This is a genomic window from Nostoc sp. UHCC 0251, from assembly GCF_034932245.1.
Classification (GTDB): Bacteria; Cyanobacteriota; Cyanobacteriia; order Cyanobacteriales; family Nostocaceae; genus Nostoc.
On sequence record NZ_JAYGHD010000351.1, the window covers coordinates 1 to 21,254 of the forward strand.

The 21,254-nt window shown below is 43.1% G+C and carries 20 protein-coding genes and 1 tRNA gene; 9 read left to right on the forward strand and 12 right to left on the reverse strand.

Annotated features, from left to right (window positions below):
- Window positions 1–197, forward strand: a 197-nt coding sequence (locus VB740_RS29630; RefSeq protein ID WP_323203417.1) for a hypothetical protein, incomplete at its 5' end; no start/stop codon positions are given.
- An 18-nt stretch (window positions 198–215) separates the two neighbouring features.
- Window positions 216–482: a hypothetical protein gene (locus VB740_RS29635; RefSeq protein WP_323203418.1), complete on the forward strand. Its 267-nt coding sequence runs from the start codon at window positions 216–218 to the stop codon at window positions 480–482.
- A gap of 340 nt (window positions 483–822) precedes the next feature.
- On the opposite strand, the gene VB740_RS29640 is transcribed toward VB740_RS29635, so the two are convergent.
- From VB740_RS29640 to VB740_RS29650, 3 genes are all read right to left on the reverse strand, one after another.
- Window positions 823–1,038, reverse strand: coding sequence for a DUF4351 domain-containing protein (locus tag VB740_RS29640; protein ID WP_323203419.1), 216 nt, complete (start codon window positions 1,036–1,038; stop codon window positions 823–825).
- Between the two features lie 7 nt (window positions 1,039–1,045).
- Window positions 1,046–1,849 carry an Rpn family recombination-promoting nuclease/putative transposase gene (locus VB740_RS29645; protein WP_323203420.1) on the reverse strand — a complete coding sequence of 268 codons (804 nt, stop codon included), beginning with the start codon at window positions 1,847–1,849 and terminating at the stop codon, window positions 1,046–1,048.
- Between the two features lie 126 nt (window positions 1,850–1,975).
- Complete coding sequence (locus tag VB740_RS29650) at window positions 1,976–2,848, reverse strand: S-methyl-5'-thioadenosine phosphorylase (RefSeq protein WP_323203421.1); 873 nt, start codon at window positions 2,846–2,848, stop codon at window positions 1,976–1,978.
- A gap of 356 nt (window positions 2,849–3,204) precedes the next feature.
- Here VB740_RS29650 and VB740_RS29655 point away from each other — a divergent pair, with 356 nt between their 5' ends.
- The 4 genes from VB740_RS29655 to VB740_RS29670 all read left to right on the forward strand — a co-directional run bounded on the left by VB740_RS29655 (window position 3,205) and on the right by VB740_RS29670 (window position 6,916).
- Window positions 3,205–3,504, forward strand: coding sequence for a hypothetical protein (locus tag VB740_RS29655; RefSeq protein ID WP_323203422.1), 300 nt, complete (start codon window positions 3,205–3,207; stop codon window positions 3,502–3,504).
- A gap of 352 nt (window positions 3,505–3,856) precedes the next feature.
- The gene (locus tag VB740_RS29660; protein WP_323203423.1) at window positions 3,857–5,146 is read left to right on the forward strand and encodes a glucose-1-phosphate adenylyltransferase; all 1,290 of its coding nucleotides are present in this window, start codon (window positions 3,857–3,859) and stop codon (window positions 5,144–5,146) included.
- A 111-nt stretch (window positions 5,147–5,257) separates the two neighbouring features.
- Window positions 5,258–5,767 (forward strand): AAA family ATPase, encoded by a 510-nt coding sequence (locus tag VB740_RS29665; protein WP_323203424.1) that lies wholly within the window; start codon window positions 5,258–5,260, stop codon window positions 5,765–5,767.
- Window positions 5,768–5,890: 123 nt separating this feature from the next.
- Window positions 5,891–6,916 (forward strand): DnaJ C-terminal domain-containing protein, encoded by a 1,026-nt coding sequence (locus tag VB740_RS29670; protein WP_323203425.1) that lies wholly within the window; start codon window positions 5,891–5,893, stop codon window positions 6,914–6,916.
- Between the two features lie 57 nt (window positions 6,917–6,973).
- Here the strand turns inward: VB740_RS29670 and VB740_RS29675 are convergent, their stop codons facing one another.
- The 3 genes from VB740_RS29675 to VB740_RS29685 all read right to left on the reverse strand — a co-directional run bounded on the left by VB740_RS29675 (window position 6,974) and on the right by VB740_RS29685 (window position 8,991).
- Window positions 6,974–7,630, reverse strand: coding sequence for a glutathione S-transferase family protein (locus tag VB740_RS29675; protein WP_323203426.1), 657 nt, complete (start codon window positions 7,628–7,630; stop codon window positions 6,974–6,976).
- A gap of 54 nt (window positions 7,631–7,684) precedes the next feature.
- Window positions 7,685–8,221: a peroxiredoxin gene (locus tag VB740_RS29680; RefSeq protein WP_323203427.1), complete on the reverse strand. Its 537-nt coding sequence runs from the start codon at window positions 8,219–8,221 to the stop codon at window positions 7,685–7,687.
- Window positions 8,222–8,379: 158 nt separating this feature from the next.
- Window positions 8,380–8,991, reverse strand: a complete 612-nt coding sequence (locus VB740_RS29685; RefSeq protein WP_323203428.1) for a peroxiredoxin — start codon at window positions 8,989–8,991, stop codon at window positions 8,380–8,382.
- Window positions 8,992–9,122: 131 nt separating this feature from the next.
- On the opposite strand from VB740_RS29685, the gene VB740_RS29690 reads away from it, so the two are divergent.
- Together VB740_RS29690 and VB740_RS29695 are read left to right on the forward strand one after the other, a co-directional pair.
- On the forward strand, window positions 9,123–11,486 hold the full coding sequence (locus tag VB740_RS29690; RefSeq protein ID WP_323203429.1) for an amylo-alpha-1,6-glucosidase: 2,364 nt from the start codon (window positions 9,123–9,125) through the stop codon (window positions 11,484–11,486).
- 135 nt (window positions 11,487–11,621) lie between these two features.
- Window positions 11,622–12,599, forward strand: a complete 978-nt coding sequence (locus tag VB740_RS29695) for a DUF4351 domain-containing protein (RefSeq protein ID WP_323203430.1) — start codon at window positions 11,622–11,624, stop codon at window positions 12,597–12,599.
- A 65-nt stretch (window positions 12,600–12,664) separates the two neighbouring features.
- On the opposite strand, the gene VB740_RS29700 is transcribed toward VB740_RS29695, so the two are convergent.
- The 3 genes from VB740_RS29700 to VB740_RS29710 form a co-directional block, all read right to left on the reverse strand.
- A tRNA-Met gene (locus VB740_RS29700) sits at window positions 12,665–12,738 on the reverse strand.
- 167 nt (window positions 12,739–12,905) lie between these two features.
- Complete coding sequence (locus VB740_RS29705) at window positions 12,906–15,224, reverse strand: peptidoglycan DD-metalloendopeptidase family protein (RefSeq protein ID WP_323203431.1); 2,319 nt, start codon at window positions 15,222–15,224, stop codon at window positions 12,906–12,908.
- Between the two features lie 794 nt (window positions 15,225–16,018).
- The gene (locus VB740_RS29710) at window positions 16,019–16,480 is read right to left on the reverse strand and encodes a tRNA (cytidine(34)-2'-O)-methyltransferase (protein WP_323203432.1); all 462 of its coding nucleotides are present in this window, start codon (window positions 16,478–16,480) and stop codon (window positions 16,019–16,021) included.
- Window positions 16,481–16,715: 235 nt separating this feature from the next.
- Between VB740_RS29710 and VB740_RS29715 the strand changes: the two genes are divergently transcribed.
- A complete protein-coding gene (locus VB740_RS29715) occupies window positions 16,716–16,937 on the forward strand; it encodes a hypothetical protein (RefSeq protein ID WP_323203433.1) in 222 nt (73 codons plus the stop codon).
- On the opposite strand, the gene gshA is transcribed toward VB740_RS29715, so the two are convergent.
- From gshA to VB740_RS29730, 3 genes are all read right to left on the reverse strand, one after another.
- On the reverse strand, window positions 16,920–18,059 hold the full coding sequence (gshA, locus tag VB740_RS29720) for a glutamate--cysteine ligase (protein WP_323203434.1): 1,140 nt from the start codon (window positions 18,057–18,059) through the stop codon (window positions 16,920–16,922). The two genes, VB740_RS29715 and gshA, sit on opposite strands and share 18 nt — an antisense overlap.
- Before the next feature lie 274 nt (window positions 18,060–18,333).
- The gene (locus tag VB740_RS29725) at window positions 18,334–20,166 is read right to left on the reverse strand and encodes a hypothetical protein (RefSeq protein WP_323203435.1); all 1,833 of its coding nucleotides are present in this window, start codon (window positions 20,164–20,166) and stop codon (window positions 18,334–18,336) included.
- Window positions 20,167–20,230: 64 nt separating this feature from the next.
- Entirely contained in the window at window positions 20,231–21,109 is an 879-nt protein-coding gene (locus tag VB740_RS29730; protein WP_323203436.1) for a bile acid:sodium symporter family protein, read from the reverse strand.
- Window positions 21,110–21,254 lie beyond the last annotated feature (145 nt).

Below are 21,254 nucleotides of genomic sequence, written 5' to 3' on the forward strand. Positions count from 1 at the left end.
CATCTTCTCAAAGTTTTGTCCTGCATAGCTTAGAGTTGTCTTGTCATCCTCTAAGGATATTGGCACAGGCAGGGAATGAAGAGGGCAGGGGGAGCAGGGGAAGCAGGGGGAGCAGGGGGAGGTCTTTTGATTCAGCTACATGGAGAGATTTCTGTAATGAGCAGCCCCAACTTAGAATCAAGCGATCGCCTGTATGATTTTATGATGATGGTGCGATGTCTACGACGGGCTACGCCTACGCACTATCATTTGGTAGACGTAAGGAAAAAACAAAGCCTTATAACAAAAATCATGAGTTTGTTCATGAAAATTATGAGTTTGTCCATGAAAATTATGAGTTTGTCCATGAAAATCATGAGTTTGTTCATGAAAATCATAAGTTTGTTCATGAAAATCATGAGTTTGTCCATGAAAATCATGAGTTTGTTCATGAAAATCATGATTTTGTCAATGAAAACCATGATTTTGGTGACGACAGCTGATATATTTACGTGCGATCGCTTATATGTGATGATAATGGCGCGTCACTGAAGAATCTGATGGGGCAATCGCTGTTGCTGTAATCTGAGGAAGTGCGATCGCTCTTGCTCTAAGAAATTGTGATCGCTGTTATTGTAATCTGAGGAAGTGCGATCGCTCTTGCTCTAAGAAATTGCGATCGCTGTTGCTGTAATCTGAGAAAGTGCGATCGCTGTTGCTGTAATCCGAGAAAGTGCGATCGTTATTGTTGTAATCTGAAAAAGTGCGATCGCTGTTGCTGTAATCTGAGAAAGTGCGATCGTTATTGTTGTAATCTGAGGAAGTGCGATCGCTATTGCATCACTAACCTTGATTTTGCACTAACCAAGCTTCTAAATCGGTTAAACCGGAAAAATCAAGTAAAGCCTCAGCTAAATCATCCAACTGTGTTGAATCTAAAGCTTGAATTTTCAATAATTGTGCAGGTGGTACACTTCCAACCTTACGGCGAAGTTGTCGCGTAACAATCGATAAAGCTCCTTCCTGCAAAATATCCTGATAAATTACAGACTCGCGCATAACATCACTAACCTTGAGTTTGCACTAACCAAGCTTCTAAATCAGTTAAACTCGAAAAATCAAGTAAAGCGTCTGCTAAATCATCCAACTGTGTTGAGTTTAAAGCTTGAATCTTCAATAGCTGTGCAGGTGGAACAGTTCCGACTTTACGGCGAAGTAGTCGCATAACAATCGATAAAGCTCCTTCCTGCAAAATATCCTGGTAAATTACAGACTCGCGCATAGGATCACTCCGTAATAACCTTTTAATCAGTTCCTTGTTTAATACTAACCCAGCTAATACTGCCGTTGACGCAGCAATATTACTTTGTGTACGTTGGTCGTTTATTTGCTCGATAGCTTCTGCAACCTGTTGTAATGTTCGCGTTTTATCCTCAGTTTGACTGAGGGTTGCAAACGGTAACAAACCGGGAGTATTTAAAAATATGTCGCTGGGTTGCTCCCAAAGACGAATAACTCCAAATTCATGACGGGTATTTTCTAAGATAAAAGTTGTTTGCTGGACTAAGGCGGATGTGGTGGGTTGTAGATAAATGACAACTTGATGCATCCGCTTTCGGGGAAATCTTCGATACACCCTTAACCGATAATCAGTCATCCGAAAGGGAATTTCGGCTTTTGCTTCTGTTTGGAATTCGATATGCAGAACAATTTCATCTGACTGTAACAGAATTAACGCATCTGCTCGAATTGGTTCGAGAGATAATTCTGATGGACTGAGTTGGGTGAGTGCGATGGATTCGCCGAGTAACCAAGTGGCGAAATCGGCTGAAAATGACTCTGCTAAAAAGCGACAGACGTTATCAAACATAGATAGGTATTATATCAGCGAGGTCTTGTCTGTCACAAAGAGATTTTAGTAATGAGCAATGTCTATTACTGGCTACGCCTACACCCGAAGTTGAGATAAAGCGATCGCTTTTGTTGTAATTTAAGTCTACAAATACTTCTGCAACAATAACCCTAACTTTTCCTTCGTCGCTGTTGGCGCTTTATCCAACTGAGTCAAAATCGCGTACTGCAACGCCGAATGCGCCTCACTCGTCGGCGGATTTTCACTCAAGCGCCGCACAGTTTCTTGAATCACCTTTTGAGCATTCACAGCATTCCGCAGCAAATTGCCAATCACCAATTCCACCGTCACACTGTCATGGTCTGGATGCCAACAATCATAATCTGTCACCAGCGCTAAGGTTGCATAAGCAATTTCCGCTTCCCTTGCCAACTTCGCCTCTGGTACATTCGTCATCCCAATGATTGTTGCATCCCAACTGCGGTAAAGATTCGATTCTGCCTTAGTGGAAAAAGCTGGCCCTTCCATGCACACATAAGTACCGCCGCGATGGAGAGTAACTTCTGGTAAATTGAGAGATGCGATCGCATCTGCCAATACAGCAGCCAAATTCTTACAAATCGGATCGCCAAAGGCAATGTGAGCAACAATTCCCTCACCGAAAAACGTTGAAATCCGATTTTTCGTTCTGTCAATAAACTGATCTGGCACCACCATATCCAGTGGTTTCGCCTCTGCTTTCAAGGAACCCACAGCACTAGCTGAGATTAAATACTTCACGCCCAATTGCTTCATCGCATAGATATTAGCGCGAAACGGTAATTCAGAAGGTAACAGTGTATGATTGCGGCCATGACGCGCCAAGAAAGCTACCCGTGTACCATCCAAAGTCCCCAAAATCAAAGCATCAGATGGTGAACCAAAGGGGGTTTGGATATGTACCTCTTCTACATCTTTGAGTGCGTCCATTTTATACAGACCACTTCCACCAATAATCCCAATACTAGCTTGAGCCATGATCCTAAACCTGTTCCTTGCTGATCTGCTAAGTTATTTTACCGAAAAGGGGAGTAGCAGAGAAGCTAAGAAATAAAGCGATTGCATTTTGTGTAACTCTATTGAATGATTAGGCAATGGGCAATGGGCAATAGGCAATAGGCAATGAGTGGGTTAAGAGTGAATTAGGAAAGTAACAGGTAATGCCTACGCTGATTAATAGGGCATTGAAAGACAGAGGAATTAATCTGTAATTAGACGTATAAATTAGTGCATTAAGTCTGCACAAAGATAGGCAATGATAACTCATAAATTTGATAAATTGGTTCTAATAAAGACCATAAAAATTGCCCTCCCTTTTTATCAAGGAATTGCTAATGAATTATCAAAAGCTAGATGCTGCCCTTGCTACAGCGTTGAATGATGTTCAAAACCCTGAAGAACCGAGTTTGGCAGTTTTTATCTATACTGAACCAATTTTAGGCTCTGCTGCAACTGCTGTTTTAGAAAGCTTAGGCGTTAGCGGTGTTAGCAGTGGCAAAGATATTTTCACGGCAACATTTTCACCAAATGCCATTTCCCAGTTGTCAGAGCAACCTTGGGTAAAGTATTTGAAGCGATCGCAACAATTAGGTTTGGTTAATCGGAAAATAAATACACCGAAGTTGAGTGTTTAATGGGCATTGCCTACTCTATACACTGTGCGGATAATTTTTTGCGGTTATTGTGAATCAGATTTTTGTTTTTCTGGAAACTTACACTTCACCTCAATTTCCAGGTTACTTTCAGCAGAGCATTCGGTTAGGTTATTAGTATATGTCCCTCAGCATGAGTATAGTCTAGCGATCGCACCCCATTCGTGATACTAGTTAATACAAATGTTCTATCTTCCTGCTTATCAGCCGCTATATCTATCACCAGTAATATTTTGTAAAATTCATCCCTGAGAATCTCTGATCCCCACTTACCAGCTGCTACATACAGTCCTAAACTGAAGATGAGAGTTGAAAGGCAGCTGGGAGAAATTTTGTGAAAAAAGTGTTATCAATCATCCTTGGTGGTGGCGCGGGTACTCGGCTTTACCCGCTAACGAAACTCCGCGCTAAACCAGCAGTACCAGTGGCGGGGAAGTACCGCTTAATCGATATCCCTGTCAGTAACTGCATAAATTCCGAAATCTTTAAAATCTACGTCCTGACACAATTCAACTCAGCTTCCCTGAATCGTCACATTGCCCGTACCTACAACTTTACTGGCTTCAATGAAGGCTTTGTGGAAGTGTTAGCTGCACAGCAAACACCAGAAAACCCCAATTGGTTCCAAGGGACTGCGGATGCTGTACGTCAGTACCTATGGTTAATGGAAGAATGGGATGTAGACGAATATCTCATCCTCTCTGGCGATCACCTATACCGCATGGATTATCGCCAGTTTATCCAGCGCCATAGAGAGACGGGGGCTGATATTACTCTCTCAGTTATCCCCATAGACGAGCGCCGCGCCTCAGATTTTGGTTTGATGAAAATCGATGACTCCGGTAGAGTAATCGATTTTAGCGAAAAACCTAAAGGTGAAGCGTTAACCCAAATGCAGGTTGATACAAGCGTACTGGGATTATCAAAAGAACAAGCCCAGCAACAGCCTTACATCGCTTCAATGGGGATTTATGTCTTTAAAAAAGATGTTTTGTTCAAGTTGTTGAGAGAAGGTATAGAAAGGACTGATTTCGGTAAAGAAATTATTCCTGATGCGTCGAAAGATTATAACGTTCAAGCCTACTTATTTGATGACTACTGGGAAGATATTGGGACAATCGAGGCATTTTATCATGCCAACTTGGCACTGACTCAGCAGCCCCAGCCACCCTTTAGTTTCTACGATGAAAAAGCACCAATTTATACCCGCGCTCGTTACTTGCCTCCGACTAAACTTTTAGATTGCCAGATCACAGAATCAATTATTGGCGAAGGTTGCATTTTGAAAAGCTGCCGCATTCAACATTCAGTTTTAGGAGTGCGATCGCGGATTGAATCTGGCTGTATCATCGAGGAATCTTTGCTCATGGGTGCAGATTTTTACCAAGCTTCTGTGGAACGCCAATCTAACTTAGTAGAAAACGACATTCCTGTAGGTATCGGTACAGACACGACCATTCGCGGTGCGATCATCGATAAAAATGCCCGCATCGGTCACGATGTCAAAATTATCAATAAAGATAATGTGCAAGAAGCTGAACGCGAAAGTCAAGGTTTCTATATCCGCAGTGGTATTGTCGTAGTGCTGAAAAATGCTGTAATCCCGGATGGAACCATCATTTAGTCATTAGTTATTAGTCATTGGTCATTAGTCATTGGTCATTAGTCATTGGTCATTGGTTAATAGTTACAAGTGACAAAGGACAAAGAACAAAGGACAAAGAACAAAGGACTAATGACTAAACTGATTTTGCTGATTGGTCTTCCGGGTAGCGGTAAGTCAACTTTGGCAAAAAAATTACTGACAGAATGCCCCCAGATGCCGCTGATTTCCACGGATACCATCCGGGGGCAATTGTTTGGTTCCCAAGCCATTCAGGGGCCGTGGCTGCTGATTTGGCGGGAAATTAAGCGGCAATTGCAGCAAGCTATTTCCACAGAAAATACAGCTATTTTCGATGCCACCAATGCCCAGCGCCGCCATCGCCGTGAAGTGATTGCTTTAGCCCGTGACTTAGGTTTTACTCACATTACGGGAATTTGGGTGGATACGCCAGTTTGGCTGTGTTTAGCACGGAATAAAAGGCGATCGCGTCAGGTTCCAGAAGAAATTATCTTGCGGATGCACCGTCAACTCCGGGATGCTCCCCCAAGCCTGGAAGAAGGACTAGACAAGCTGATCCGCTTATCAGAAAAATCGGAGTACGGAAATTGCGATCGCTTGTTGAGCGGGAACCACACTTGATTTTCTATATTCTTTGTTAATTTAAAATCATATTCTTTTGCTTGGCACTATACCTAGCAAATTAAATATCTCTCATCTTAAAAAAAAACATAACGGGAATTTCTATAGGAGGCTGGTAGATAGATGGCTGCAACCGACTTCAAAGACTATTACGCAATTTTGGGAGTTAGTAAGACTGCCACTCCGGAGGAGATTAAGCAAGCCTTTCGTAAACTAGCCCGCAAATATCACCCCGATGTCAACCCAAATAACAAACAGGCAGAGGCACGCTTCAAAGAAGTTAGTGAAGCCTACGAAGTTGTGTCAGACCCAGATAAACGCAAAAAATACGACCAATTCGGTCAATATTGGAAACAAGCTGGTGAAGGTTTCCCATCCGGCGGTGTTGGTGTTGATATGGGTGGCTTTGATTTTAGTCAATACGGGAATTTTGATGAATTCATCAATGAGTTACTAGGACGCTTTGGTGGTGCTACTCCTCGTGGTGGGCGACAAAGCTACTCACAAAATAATTATTCTTCACAAAATTACTCTTACCGCACTTCCACAGGTGCGCCGAGTGGTTTTAGCGGCTTTAACGATTATGGGTTTGGTGATGCAGGTACGGGTACTTCCCAGGATAGTGAAGCAGCAATCACTCTAACTTTTGCTGAAGCATTTAACGGCGTGCAAAAACGCTTCAGTTTAGGTAACGAAACAATTGATGTTCGTATTCCATCTGGGGCCAAACCTGGTACTCGCCTGCGCGTGCGAGGTAAAGGTCAAATCAACCCGATGACTCAGCAACGAGGGGATTTGTACTTAAAAGTCGAGCTTCAGCCGCACTCGTTTTTCCAAATGGAAGGGGATAACTTGATGTGTGAAGTGCCAATCACACCAGATGAAGCTACCCTGGGAGCATCTATTGATGTACCCACTCCCGATGGTTCAGTTAATGTCAAGCTACCAGCAGGAGTGCGTTCTGGTCAATCGTTGCGTTTACGTGGCAAAGGTTGGCCCCTCGCCAAGGGTGGACGTGGAGATCAGTTGGTGAAGGTGGCGATCGCACCACCAAAAGACCTCAGCCAGCAAGAGCGGGAGTATTATGAAAAAATCCGGGCTATACGTACTTATAATCCCCGCAGTCATTTGCATCAAGTCAAGCTGTAAAAATTTCGGATTGTAGAGACAGTAAATTTACCGTCTCTACATTGATTAGGTATGAATTTACTGCGCCATTCTCGCTACCATAATGGACTTAAACGCTTCCATTGCCTCCGGTGTCGCCTCAGTAGCCTGCCACGTTGTCCGTGCTACTAACCGATCGCACCAAGCATTTAATTTTGGATATTCACTTAAGGAAATACGTATACTTGGCAGTAAAGTGACTACAGTTCCAGCCACAACCTCGGCGAGAGTGAGGCTGTGACTAGCAAAGTAAGGGCGATCGTCTAATAGATTTTCAAAAAACTTCAGCACTGTTGAAATTTTCTGCTTTGCCTGCTCGATTTTTTCTGGATCTCCTCCAGGCAAGCCTAGAAATTGAGGCAGAAAGATAGTGGTTGCTGGCAAAAGCTCATTCACAGTTACCAGTTGTACCATCCGTGCGATCGCTAAATCCTTGCTATCTTTAGGCAACATCGCAGGCGTTGGGTACTTTGCCTCTAAATAGTCCAGAATTGCCAAAGATTCCACTACATTAAAGCCGTCATCCACCAAAGCCGGAATGTGGTGGAAGGGACTAATTGCCAGAAACTCTGGTTTAAACTGTTCACCATCCAGTTTTATCTCTACTAATTCAAACTTCAGTCCTTTTTCTAGCAGAGTAATCCAGACGCGGCGAGAGTTGGGAGAAATAGGCGAATGATAAAGGGTCAGTACCATAAAATATTACAGTTTTATGAGTAGAACGGGCATTGCCAATTTTACACCTTTCACTCAATTGAATTGTTCTAACAAAGTCTCAACGCTAGCATTATGATCCAAAAAAGAAAATAAATGCCAGTAGTGGAGTTTCCCTTCTTTATCTAATACAAACTGGGCTGGTAAAGGCGCTCCCAGTGCTTGCCCTACTTGATAGGTACGAAATACTCGACAACTGGGATCGCTCAATAACGGCATTTTTAAGCCTAAATCTCTCACAACTATTTGGCTCTGCCGTTCATCGGTACTAGTAATCATTAAAACTTCTATACCACGATTTTTAAACTGCTCGTAGCTTTCATTTAAAGCTTTGATGTGAGGAAAACAAAAGGGGCAATATTGTTTTTCAGTAAAGATGCGAGTAAAGGCGAGTAAGACTGGCTGCTTACCTTTATAATCAGACAACTTAACTAAAGTTCCGTTGGTAATATCTGGTAGTTGAAAATCTGGCGTTCCTACTCCCAACCTGAGTTTATTTGTTGCTGGAACTGGTAAAAAGTTGCGGAAGAATCGCTCATTTAATAAGCCATTAAAATCAGTTGAAGTCAGCATATTTTTATCCCTAATTATTTAAATGCCATTTGATGAAAAAACCACAGATAGATACGGAGGTTGACACTGTTTAATGTGTATCTCTGTTTATCTGTGGTTTTCGTTGATTTCGGTTTCAACTCCAACAGGATGGATTAGAGTTTGCCAGCTAGCAAAATTTAGACAGCAGAGAAGTAAACTTTAGACTTCACTGGGTCAGGATTCATTGTCTTGTCACCAGGTTGCCAACCAGCTGGGCAAACTTCATCGGGGTGAGACTGAACATATTGAATTGCTTGTAATGTCCGCAGGGTTTCATCAACGCTGCGACCAAAAGCTAGGTTGTTGATGGTGGCGTGCTGTATAATACCATCTTTATCGATGAGGAACAGACCACGCAAGGCAATGCCTGCTGCTGGATCAAGAACGTTGTAAGCGGCGCTAATCTCTTTTTTGATGTCGGAGACTAGAGGATAATTCAGGTCGCCGACGCCACCAGACTTACGATCTGTTTGAATCCAAGCGAGGTGGGAGAATTCACTATCAACGGAAACCCCAAGGACTTCGGTATTGATTTTCTTGAATTCTTCGTAGCGATCGCTAAATGCTGTGATTTCAGTGGGACAAACAAAGGTAAAGTCTAGTGGGTAGAAAAATAGGACGACATACTTACCGCGATAATCGGAAAGTTTGATTGTCTTAAATTCCTGATCTACCACAGCCGTTGCTGTGAAATCGGGAGCTTGTTGACCAACGCGGAGGCTTCCTTCGGTTCCGTAAGTAAGGGACATTAACTTAATTCTCCTTTATCGGTTTAGTAGCGTTGGAATTCGGGTCAAGTAAAACTCACCCATCTACGCTCTGACAGTTTAATTACGATCTGTTACGACTATATCATACTCATAACGATTTTGAGTAGCAAATGCTTGATTTAGATACAAGAGAATGGTTGCTTACGAATGGCTTGGGAAGTTTTGCCAGCGGTACAGTTTCTGATGTCCGCACGCGCACCTATCACGGTTGGCTGTTTGCCGCGACAAACCCCCCTTCTGATCGGACTCTGCTGTTTTCGCACCTAGAAGCTAGCTTGGAAGTATTAGGGAGCGTTGTAGCACTAGGGACAAATTTTTGGGGTAACGGTCAGATTGAGCCGGCAGGGTACGAACTGCTACGCTGTTTTGATATTAACCCAGTTCCAACATGGATTTGGGGTCAAGATAACTGGCAGTTAACTAGACAATTGCTGATGCCCTATGGGTTAGTAGGGAGCAGGGAGCAAGGAGCAGGGGAGGCAGGGGAGGCAGGGGAGGTAGGGGAGACAAGGGGACAAGGGGACAAGGGGACAAGAGATGAGAACTTGAAACAAGTCTTTCCCCTTGTCCCCAATTCTCCTTGTCCCCAAGTTCTCTTACCCATGCCCAATCTCCAATGCCCAATCCCCAATGCCCCTGCCGAATTTTGCCATCGAACTTTGATCCAATATCGCTATAACGGAAGTGATACTGCGATTTTACGGCTGCGGCTGCTGATAGCAGAACGTGACTTTCACCACCAGCAAACTGCTAGTCCAGGATTACAGTTCTCAGAATTGCTTGGGCAACAGCAAGTCTGTCTGCAAGCAAAGAATTTTGGGAATTTTGGTATACCTTGGCACTTGCGCTGGACACAAGGAAAATATCAACCAGATGCAGTTTGGTATTGGAATTATAGATTGCCTGAGGAGACAAAACGGGGGTTAGGCGACAAGGAAGACCTCTACAGTCCTGGTTACTTGATAGTCACACTGCAACCAGGAGATGCGGTGACTCTAGAAGCACGAGTAGGTTTTCCTGACTCGATGGCAGGTGTTCTCACCTCTGAAACCTTTGCAGAAGCGGTAGAGGCAGAGCAAAAACGGCTTTCCCAGATTTTTGGATGGAGTCAAGGAGGAGGGGAGGCAGGGGAGGCAGGGGAAGCAGGGGGAGCAGGGGGAGCAAATCAATTCAAAATTCAAAATGACGCTCTCTACGAGACGCTGCGCGAACGCGGACTCGCTAACGCTGCGCTAACAAAATTCAAAATTAAAGAACTTCTGCCTCCTCTTTCTCAATGCCCCATGCCCAATGCCCCATGCCCAATGCCCCATGCCCAATCTCCAATCTGGCAACAACTACTCAAAGCAAGCGATCAGTTTATCGCCTATCGAGCCTCAATTGCTGGTCCTACAGTCATTGCTGGTTATCACTGGTTTAATGATTGGGGGCGCAATACATTAATCGCCTTACCGGGTTTGGCACTAGTTCCACAGCGCTTTGACCTGGCAAAAGGAGTATTGCGGACTTTTGGACATTATTGCCGCCACGGCTTGATTCCTAATACATTTCCTGATGCCAATGGCGAACCAATTTATAACAGTATTGATGCAGCGTTGTGGTGGATTGAAACTTTAGGACTTTATTTAGAAGCTACCCAAGACTGGAAATTTTTGGCAGAGCAATTCCCCATAGTACAGCAAATTTATAAAGCATTTGTCGGTAGTACACATTTCAATATCCAGATCGATGCTACCGATGGACTAGTTAGTTGGGATATCCCTGGTGTAGCCCTAACCTGGATGGATGTGGTAATTAGGGAACACCCTGTTACTCCCCGTTACGGTAAGCCAGTGGAAATCAATGCGCTGTGGTATTCAGCTTTATGTTGGCTGAGTCAGTGGGCAGAACGATTAAGCCAGCTTGAGTTTGGTGAGCCAGTACGTCTCACTAAGCAAGCACAGCGTTATGCTCAACAAGCACAACTTGTGAAAACCTCGCTGCAAAAGTTCTGGAATCCTCATCTGGGTTATCTATACGATACTATTGAGCCGGACGATCGCCGGAATTTTCAAATTCGTCCCAATGCCGTTTTGGCGCTGTCGCTCCACCATTGTGCGTTTTCTGTTCAGCAAGGGTGTCAAGTAGTAGACTTGGCAACTGTCAGCTTGCTCACACCCTATGGCCTTCGCAGTCTTGATCCAGGAGATCCCGAATATAAGGGAAGATATGAGGGTAATCAAGAGCAACGCGATCGCGCTTATCATCAAGGCACTGTTTGGGCTTGGCTAATTGGGCCATATATTCGGGCTTGGCAACGTTTTTATCCACAACAATCGCTGCCATTTGATTGGCAACCTCTGCTAGATCACTTCTTATTTGACGCTTGTCTTGGTTCAATTTCTGAGATTTTTGATGGCGATTTACCTCACACACCCAGAGGTGCGATCGCTCAAGCTTGGTCAGTTGCCGAAGTAATCCGCCACATTAAATAGTGCTGAATATAAGAGATAGCTATAGCTCACTACTGATTACTTGTAACTTTTTATCCTAAAATTTTCAGTTGTTCTGATGAAAATTTTTCAGCGCTCCCATCTTATTATGAAGAACATGAATCTACTCATCAACTCATGAGCGAGGAACGAGAAAGAGCCGATAATGATTCCCCCTGGAAAGAAATCCTAGAAGCTTACTTCCCACAAGCAATGCAATTTTTCTTTCCGCAAACAGCAGTACTAATTAATTGGGAACGTCCCCACGAGTTTCTTGATAAGGAATTTCAACAAATAGTTCGGGAAGCAGAACTTGGTAGAAGATATGCAGATAAATTGGTCAAAGTCTGGCAAATTCAAGGAGAGGAAATTTGGCTGTTGATTCATGTCGAAATTCAGGCAAAATCGGAAGATAATTTTGCTCAAAGAATGTTTTCCTACAACCTACGAATTTTTGATAAATTTGCTAAACCAGCCATTAGCCTAGCAATCTTGTGCGATGCTGACTTGACTTGGAGACCAAATCAATACAGTTATAATTATCCCGATTGTGGTCTGCATTTTAGATTTGGAACCGTCAAACTGCTCGATTATCAAAATCGATGGACAGAGTTAGAAAACAGCGATAATCCCTTTGCGACGGTGGTAATGGCACATTTGAAAACCCAACAAACTACTAAACAGTTGGGAGAAAGGAAAACGTGGAAATTTAGTTTAATTCGGCGATTGTATGAACAAGGGCTGCAAGAAAGGGATATTCGTAACCTCTATCGTTTTATCGATTGGGTTATGATTTTACCAAAAGGATTAGAAGCAGAATTTTGGCAGGAGTTTAAACAATTCGAGCAGGAGCGCACCATGAGTTACATAACCACAGGCGAACGCATTGGCTACGAGCGAGGGAAGGAAGAAGGACAACAGGAACAAGCACAAACACTTGTACTACGACTGCTACAAAAACGGGTAGGAGAGTTACCACAACGGGTTCGAGAACAGATTCAGGGTCTTTCTCTAGAACAATTGGAAGCACTGGGTGAGGCTTTGTTAGATTTTAGTGCGTTGGCTGATTTGCTCAACTGGCTGCAAACTCATCAAACAGTTAGTGCTGAGTCGTAAGTATTAGAGGTCAAAGTTATTCTATTTTAACTCCACTTATCGCTCACTACTTATAACTTTTAAAATGGCTCAGGTTGGAATTGAACCAACGACCTCAGGCTTATGAGTCCCGCGCTCTAACCAACTGAGCTACTGAGCCATATATCTTCAAATCATAGGCTAGTATAGCATACAAATTTGCTCAAGACTAGCCCCTTTTGCAAATTTCTTACAGCTTTCATCTCTGTTAAGGTCATAAAAGGCAAAAGAGGGAGTTTACCTCCCTCAATTAACAAGGTAATAACTTAGTTACAGAAAGCCAAGAAATTATATACGATCGGGTAACATCGCTATTGGGTTAATAGCACCCTTGCCTGATTTATGGATTTCAAAGTGGGTGTGTGGCCCAGTACTATGACCAGTGCTACCCATTAAAGCAATTGTTTCTCCTTGATTCACCTGCTGACCAGGTTGCACCAGAATCTTGCTGTTATGAGCATAGCGAGTCGTGCTGCCATCAGGATGACGAATTTCCACAAGGTTGCCGTAACCACCTTTGTTCCAACCAGCTTTTTCTATCGTCCCCTCAGCTGAGGCGACAACTGGTGTGCCAGTGGAGTTAGCAACGTCAATTCCTTTGTGCATTCTACCCCAGCGCCAGCCATAACCAGAGGTGAGAGTGCCTTTTGCTGGCCATGTGTAAGATATGGTTGAGGAAGATGGAGGAGGTGTAAGTTCGTCAATGGGTTTGGGCAGATACTGATCCACTGCTGCCAAAGGCGGTACTATCTGTGGAGACACTGTAGTTCCCCGCATCTTTCCTAAGGAGTCAGAGGCATTTACTCTTCCAGGAGAAGGTGCAACCCTTGTGGCAGATGGAGTGCGAGAGGGAGTCCACTGACTAGCAGAACCAAGATTAGGCAAAAACTCTGTGTTTACTGGTTCGTTAAGGCGTACAGTAGTACGGAATTGAGGCTTAATTGGTTGAGCACTATAGTTACTCTGAATGGGTGTAGGAACCGGAATTGGTATCGCTACGCTATTCGGTCGAGTAGCAGAGTTAGGTACAGGGAAATTATTGGGGGTAGAAATAGGAGTGAGTATCGCAGCATTATTAGTTTCAGTAGCTGCTGATACAACTAAGTTCCCAGACTGTTGAGCGCGATATTTCTGCTGTAACCTCTGGATTTCCGCTTGTAAGCCCCGCAAACGGTCATTAGTGTTATTGTTTCCCCTTGCTACCTTATTTGTTGGTGCTTTAGGCTGTTGCATTTCGACAAAAGCTGTTGGCACTGGAATGTCACCACCGACACCAGAAGAACTAGCTGTGGGGGAGGCTGTTTCTAAGTCGGTCGCGCTATTTGCCTGAATCTGAACAGTTACCGGTGTAGGGACGGTAATGTTACTGTTGTCGGCAATAGTAGGTGATTGTGAACTAGGTAGATATGAGTTGGCACTACCAATATTTATAGGGGAAGTGTCTACCTTTGGAGTTTTGCTGGACTCTACAAAAGTAGTACTCGCTACAGTGGGGTTACTTGCTAGACTGGGGTTAGTTGCTACAGTTGCCTCAACTTGAACAGCAGGAATAACTAGTTGTTGACTAATTTTCAGTTCATTTGGGTTATTGAGGTTATTTGCCTTGACTAGTTCTGATACTGAAGTGTTGTATCTGCTGGCGATCGCTGCTAGTGTATCTCCAGGCTTAACTTCGTAGGCTGTTCGAGCCGAGGACGCAATAATTGTTGGTGTAGCTGGTGTCAGTAAATTAGTCTGTGGCTTCTGTTTTAACTTCGATATCAAGTTTGCTTTGCTTGTATCGCCAGAAGTGTCCGACTGGGCTAATACAGTTTTTTCAACTACAGTCGTTGGCTGCGCCAAACCCATATCAGCTTGTGATACATCTTTGGTTTCCCCAGACCGCAACTGTGCCAGACTATTTCTTAAACGGTTCGATTTTTCTTGTAAGCGATTCAGTGCGAACTCTTGTTGCGCCTTAAGTTGTGCATTTATTTCATTGTTGGCTGCGCCAGATGTTGCCACTGTTTGTGGCTGGGCAGTTAGTGATGCATTTGTAATACCAATACCATCAGCACTAGAGTCAGACAGATTATTGACTGTTGGAAAACTAGTCTCAGCTAAGGTATTGTTCAATCCCTGTGCCACTTGGGGCTTCAGGTATGTGGAATTTTTATAAACAGCTGTTCCTTGGGAAAACGTTTCTGATGCAGGAACTTGCAAAGACATTCCATTTGCCGCAACTTGCCATTTAGCTTCAAGCCCAGGCACTTGTGAGACTGCCGTTGGTTCCACGATTACAGGATTTTCCGGCACGCCCGCTGATGAGACTGCTTGGGACTCCAGCTTTGTGGAGGCGAATTTCACCTCAGTGTCAGGAACAGCAGGAATCGCTGAAGTTGCCTTTTGGCTACCTACAGGCACCGCTGCTTGGGCTTGATCGCTTTGTCGAGTCACCAAAAGGCTGGTTGCTCCCATAGAGATTGCCAAGCCAATCATGGCGGCTTTTGTCCGCACCCGGCGGTTAACTTTTGGATTTATCACATTTAGCAGTTCTACCGGGGCATCATCGCTGCTGGGGTTATTGTTCAACACAGCTTTTACTCTCTTTTTCAATGCTCGTTTCAAAGACGACCTCCTATGATCACTAGCGCTTAACTGACCTCGATTTTTCCGTTGGATACTAAATCAATGATTTAGATCACAACGAATCATAGATCAAGATCACATTCACCAGAGATGCTTACGCAAGATTAACCTGCTTCTCTGATTAAAACAAGTTCACACGTGTTAGCAAACCTTAAAAATTTGCTGTGTTTACTTGTCCGAACCACTCCTCACACCACTTAGGACGTTTTACTTTTTACCATTGTCCGCGCTTGTCTTGCGTCAATCGCGGGGACTGGACAAATTATTTGCCAAGTCCATAGTCGCTGCCGAGAATTAAATTGCTGCGACTTCTGGGAAAGTGATGCCCCCTACTGTAGATATCTTCAAGATATTTCTACCCAATCAGTCTTCTCAACACGAGACTTTACGTTGATTATTCCCTAAAAATCAACCGTATGATCTATCGGCTACTTTCGGGCTGCTTTCTAGCGTTGCTCCAAACAAAATGGCTCAAATGCCCAATATGACTGCTGTTTAGCCTTTTTGTTCCCCCACTTAGGATGTTTCAAATTCATCAAAATCTATCATTCAAATTTGGCAATATCCCAAGTTTTATATACAAATTTCTTATAATAACCTTCCTCTGTTTGTAAGTATCTTCCACTACAATCTAGGAAAAAACCCAATTTTAGGTATCTTGTTTTACATATTATTACAGTAATCAAGAAAATTTTGGCTGCCACAAATCATTTGTCTAATAGTTCTCTAGAAATATTATAAGTAATTATACTTATGAATGTGAAGGTAAACAACTATTGTAAATATCCTAACTGACGACGGGTTTCAAATAAGCTAATTGCCACACTCACTGACAAGTTCAAGCTGCGAACCCCCGGTTGGCTCATGGGAATATACAGAGTAGCATCACAATCTGACAGAATTGCTGGTGGTAAGCCCGTAGTTTCACTACCAAACAGCAGCCAATCATCAGGTTGGAACTGAAAGCTTGCATAATTACAATTTCCACCAACAGAAAAACCCAAGCATCTGCCTCCACGCTCCTGATGTACCGTTTTAAAGGCTTCTAGCGATTCGTGATAGTGTAACTTGACGTAAGGCCAGTAATCTAAGCCTGCTCTTTTGAGGTAGCGATCGCTAATTTCAAATCCCAAAGGCCCCACCAAATGCAACTCTGTACCTGTAGCTGCACAAGTACGGGCAATATTACCTGTATTAGGAGGGATTTGCGGGTTAACTAAAACTACCTGGGGCATTGTCCGTATAATTTACGTATTGTATAAAAAAATTTCTTGTCAATGTTAAATCTACCAAAGGGTAGAGGCGATTCATAGGTTTTGTTAATAATAATCAAGTATCCTCTATCAATTAAATTTTTAAAAGGACGCCCAAATCCTCCCAGAGCAATGTTTGAGAGGATGTTTTATTAAAATCAGTAAATATTAAGTTTTATGTGGAGATAGTAAGGGCTTGTGTCTTTTAGGGCTAGTAGTGTCTCCAAGAAAATCTACCATTTGTCTGAAAACAGTAGATGAGGCAGCAGGGGGAGCAGGGGAGGCAGGGGAGCAGGGGGAGCAGGGGGAGATGAGGGGAAAAATGGACAAGGGGAATAACATCCTCACTCAACACTTCCAATGCCCAATGCCCAATGCCCAATGCCCAATGCCCAATGCCCAATGCCCAATGCCCTTTGAGTTAAGCCAGCAGGGATGAACACAATTTGTCTTCAAGTTCGATTTCGCGCTCTTGGGTGGCGAGAATAGCCTGGGTGATGACGCGCTGGCTGTCAAAACCGACTGAGTGTAATTGCAACCACTGTTGAGCTTCATTGCCTTCGCGGAGGGTTTTCTGCAAAGGAGAAAGGAAACAGCCAAAGCCTCGTTGTTTAGCGATCGCCCAAACATCTTGGTACATTTCAGAAATCCAATCTCTGGCTAGGATACTTCTACCATCTTGCCAATGCCTCAACTGAGCATCGAGACTACCAGCAGCAGCAGCAGCTTCGTTGTCAGCAGTCAGGCTGACAAGTTCTTCAGCAGAGAAACTGCTTTGGGTTAACGGATCGATGCTGGGATTTTCGATTATTTGCAGCAAACGCGCTTCTAATAAGGCAGTAATAGCTAGCAAGGCAATGGGATCTGTAACTAAATCGCAAATTCGTAATTCTAGGCGATTCAAGTCATAGGGACGGCGATCGCCATTTGGCCGCACTGATGCCCACAAATGCCGCACGTTTTGCATGGTTCCTGCAAGGAGTTGATCTTCCACCCACTGAATATGATCGGCGTGGCTGGCAAATAAGGGCACATGGTTAGGCGTTTGCGGGAAAACGCCCCAACGTGTGGAGTGATAGCCAGTAGCTTTGCCATCAAGAAAGGGAGATGACGCGCTGAGGGCAAGGAATAGAGGCGCTTCCATGCGGATGACTCGACACGCCCGCATTAATACTTCTGGGTCGCTGATGCCTACATTGATGTGTACACTAGCGGTGACTACTTTCGTCCCGTAGGTGTTCTCAATGTAGTCATGATAGGGATTTGCTGGATCGGAACGGAGAAAGCGATCGCTCCCACCTAAAGATAAAGTACTCCCCGGTATTAAGGTGTAATCGCCCAAGCGGTTGAGGTAGTCCCGCAACTCCCGCCGGGGACGCAGCAAAGCACACAATAAATTCTCGTAATTATGAGATGGTTGGGTTATATATTCGACGTTGCGGCTATCTGGCTCCCGCATAAATCCATCCAAATCCGCAACAATTTTGTCGGAGAGACCGACGATTTCACCTTGAGGCGTGCCAGTGTAAATCTCAATCTCAAAGCCTTTTAATAAGACCACCTTGTTCTCCTCGGCTCTCTCTGCCTATAAATTGTATCGAATAAGACGATTCTCTGGATCTATCTTTGAGTCAATCAAAGGTTAAGAATCATTGAATTGATAATTCATACCAAATCAGGACGACGGATTTTAGAGAATTATTACTACTGAAGCATGAAAAACCTACTAGTCGAATTTACGCACTGTAGAGAGCGGCATCATGTTATGATAGTAAATTTGTTTATTTCAAACAGTTAATTTCAACCAAAAAGTTCCGTACTATGTTTGTTTTATTTTAGGTGTATTGCGAAATAAAATTATCAGGTAAATCAGTCTTTTTGGCAATATTGAGACGGAGAAACTGTGCCCACACTTCATCACTAAGTAAGTTTAAAGCAGTATTAGGATTGTGATTAGCGATCGCGCCGATAACTTTACGCCATCCTTGTTGCAATTGCTCAATAAAAGCCTCTTCAATAGAAACTTGACTCAGTAACGAAAGTGCAGTTTTAAAACTTTCCGAATCACTAGGTAAGCTTTTCGATTTTAATCCCTGTAGCGCTACATCCAACCATACAGGCAGAAGTTCCAACCAATTATTCTTCTGTATCTCTTGAAGTGCAATATCTTCCATACCTAGCGCACCCCGCACACATAAAGACTCTACAGCCAGTTGAAAATCACGGTTTTCTAGAGCATTTTCCCATAATTTTTGAGCATGATTTTGGAAGCGATTAGCAAGAAATTCATAAGCTTCCTGGACTTGATGGAGAATTGTAACTTTATAAACTGACTCACCTCGTGGTAGGTAATCACCGCGATAAGATAACCAGTTATGAGAGCCACAAAGATGGATTTCTTTATCAACTATTACTTCTCTGACATGAGAATCCCCCAACCAAAAAAGCTGTACAGATGGTAAACCATCAGGTGTTTTGATCGCTCGAAGTTTATTTTCTAATTCTGGTGGAATTGGTTTATCTTCATCCTCTAGCCGCCGCGCAATTCCATATCCAATTAAAATCCAGACTCCGCGATTAGCTAATTTCTGTAACAGAGTCAGGAATTTTTCATTTACAACTGCTTGATTCACCCACGGACAATAGATTATAACTTGACTTTTAGCCGTATTTAAAACCTCTGAAAAAACTTGGCTAATTTGTCTATCCCGTAACTGTATAGCTTCACCTAGAACGTTAGATTTATCTACTTCATTACGGGTTTTTGTGGCAGCTTCTAGCGCCTTTTTGCGAATATTTTCAAGCCTAGCTTCTATTTCAGTATTTTTCTGCTTGAGAATGGCTTCACGTTGAAAATTGATAGTTTCAGTTGACAATTTACATAATGCTTGCAAGGATATTTTACCTTCATTATGTACGACTTCTAACCAATTTGATGCAGACTCTAAAATTTGCTTTCCATTTCTTATTTGAATGCTCAATTTATCTTCAAGGGCATCAAAGATAATGAAAAGCGATATCTTTCTCCAAATTTTTTGAGTCGAAGCTAGTACTCTATAGGAAGTTACGATTTTTCCCTCTTCTGGTACATGAAGTGCTAAACCTGAAGCTTGAATACTTTTTTGGATTTCCTCAAGTGGTAAGGAAGCAATATCAGCAATTATATGATCAATAGTGATAAAGTCTGCCAAATCAGGCAAATTTATCACTGTCTCATTTAAGGATTCAGATTGAAAGGTTATCTTGTCGCTTAAAGGGTCTGTAATAGCATAAATTTGTATAGGATATGGCGGCTGTGGTACAGACCCTTTTTCATAAAATGAACGCCCTTCAGGAGTAACTGTTAGTACCGATGTTGCTGATAGAGTTTGTAATGAACGAAGAGTTGCAGTAGTAGTTTTAATAAATACAGAATCAAGCCCAAGTACAGAGGCTAATTCATCTTCTGTTGGCGGAGGTTTAAATTCAATAGCAGCACGGATGATAAATTCTTCGAGGACGTTAAACTGGCGTGGTTCCTTGATATTTACTTCTACAGGAGTTTGACGCAAACTATAACGAAATTGACGCGCTGCTAAAACTGATAAACTAGGACTTTGCGCTTCTATTTCGTCTACAAAATTTTTGAGATTGTCATCAATCGGTTTAGCAGAAGAGGCGAAAAACATTAACGAAATAAGATTGGATAATTGAATTTTTACAAATACTTGTAACCCATGAGGTAAACTACCTTTATGCTTTCAACAAGCCTTGGCGACGACTAGACCACCAAGCAAATCCAGCACCAGTCACAAACATTAGCAGACTATAAATCGCCCCAGGAATGGCCATTGTGGGAGTATTTAGCAGCGTAGGGGTAGAAGCGATCGCGATCGCCAGAGTCCCATTTTGAATTCCTACTTCTATAGTAATTGCCGTAACGCTTTTTTCTCCTAAGCGGGTCAAGGTTGCGATCGCAAAACCTAAAGCCATTGTTACTATATTCAAAACCAGAGTGGCCCAACCCACATCTATTACATAAGAAATAAAATTATTTCGTTCTCGCAGCAGCACTCCAGTAATTACCACCGCCAGGAAAAATAAAGACAGCCACTTTACAGGTTTATCTGCCTTGTCTGCCAGTGCGGGTGCATATCGCTTGGCTATCATCCCAATTGCTACAGGTAGAAGTGTAATCACCGCAATTTGCAAAACAGTACTCAAGAAAGGTAACTGTAGCGTTGTTCCTTGCCCCAAAAATGTCTGCATTGACAAATTTATGATCAGAGGAATCGTAAAAACCGTAATTAAACTACTAATAGCTGTTAGCGTCACAGAAAGAGCGACATCACCCCCAGCCAAAAACGTAATCATATTAGAAGTAGGGCCACCAGGACACGCTGCTAAAATCATCACGCCTACTGCTAATTGTGGGCTAAGGGGAAACACTGACGCAATGCCAAAGCCCACAATCGGCAACACCACCAACTGCGCCACCAAGCCAATCACCACTGCTTTGGGATAGATTACAACTCGCTTGAAGTCCTCTAGGGTTAAGGTTAACCCCATGCCTAACATGATAATAAATAGAGCCAAGGGCAGAAAAACAGCCGTCAGAAAATTTGCTTCCATCCTTAACCCGCGTTGGTAACAATAAAAGTTCTTCTGGATTTTACCGTATTCCCGTTAAAATTCTAGTTATTGCTTGTGACAATCAATATAAATAGACATCTCCAGAAATTAAATATGCGTTACCCAGAACCCTTGTAGAGACGTA